Source organism: Streptomyces fildesensis (assembly GCF_016107395.1).
Classification (GTDB): Bacteria; Actinomycetota; Actinomycetes; order Streptomycetales; family Streptomycetaceae; genus Actinacidiphila; species Actinacidiphila fildesensis.
The window spans coordinates 1-1142 of sequence record NZ_JAAIKO010000131.1 but is presented as its reverse complement, the minus strand read 5'-3'; the positions used below and the strand labels follow the sequence as shown (position 1 = coordinate 1142).

Genomic DNA, 1142 nt, shown 5'->3' with positions numbered 1-1142 from the left:
GGTGCTGGACGGCGCGCCCGGCCCGTGGCTGCCGCCGGGCTTCGACGTTGTTCCGCAGGTGTCCGGCGGCCTGGACGAACGGCTGGCGGCGGCGTTCGCCGGCTGTACCGGGCCCACGCTGCTGGTCGGCATGGACACCCCGCAGCTCACCCCGGCCCTGCTGGAGCCGGCGCTGCGGCCCGACGCCTGGCTCGGCTGCGACGCGTGGTTCGGCCCGGCGCAGGACGGCGGCTTCTGGGCGGTCGGTCTCGCCGAGCCGGACCCTTCGCTGTTCCCCGGGGTGCCGATGTCGACGGACCGGACGGGCGAGATCCAGCGCGCCCGTCTCACCGACGCCGGGCTGCGCGTCAGGGACCTGCCGGTGCTGCGTGACGTGGACACCGCCGCCGACGCCGCCGAGGTCGCCGCCCGCGCACCCGGCTCACGTTTCGCCGCCGCGCTGCGCGCGGCCGACCTTCCGCCAGGGCCGCTGCGGATCCTGCCGATGCCGGCGGGACACGCCGATGCCGGCCGGACGGAGGCCCTGTGACGCCGGTGGACGGCGCGACCGCGACGATCACGCAGCGAACCGGTGCCCCCGTCCCGGCCCCAGCCCCCTGGATCGACGACCCGTACGCGCACGCGATCCGCTCCGGCCGGGGCCCGCTGTTCCTGCGCAGGGCGGACGGCTGGCTGCTGCCCCTGGACGTGGAGCGGTGGTGCGCGGCGCCGGACGCCGCCGACACCGCGCTGCTGTTCCGGTGCCGGCGCGGCCCGGTGCTCGACATCGGCTGCGGTCCCGGCCGGCTGGTGGCGGCGATCGCGGCCACCGGAGTACCGGCCCTCGGCGTGGACGTCAGCCCGGCGGCCGTGGCCCGCACCCGGGACATCGGGGGAGCGGTGCTGTGCCGGTCGGTCTTCGACCGGCTGCCCGCCGAAGGCCGCTGGGGTACCGCCCTGCTGATCGACGGCAATGTCGGCATCGGTGGCGACGCGCGGGCGCTACTCGCACGGGTGGGCGAACTGGTCGCCCCCGGTGGCCGGTTGCTCGTCGAGGCCGCGGCCTACGATGTCGACGAGCGGTTCACCGTACGGGTGGAGGACGGCCGGGGCCGGTACGGCCGGGACTTCCCCTGGGCCCGGCTGGGCGCGGCCGCGCTGCG

The 1142-nt window shown here is 77.5% G+C and carries 2 protein-coding genes; both read left to right on the top strand.

The window, feature by feature from the left end:
* The coding region (locus C6N31_RS42220; protein WP_198359618.1) for a TIGR04282 family arsenosugar biosynthesis glycosyltransferase at positions 1 to 529 on the top strand (529 nt) is incomplete at its 5' end.
* Positions 526 to 1142: methyltransferase domain-containing protein (locus C6N31_RS42215; protein ID WP_198359617.1), on the top strand; the 617-nt coding region annotated here is incomplete at its 3' end. The genes C6N31_RS42220 and C6N31_RS42215, both read left to right, overlap by 4 nt.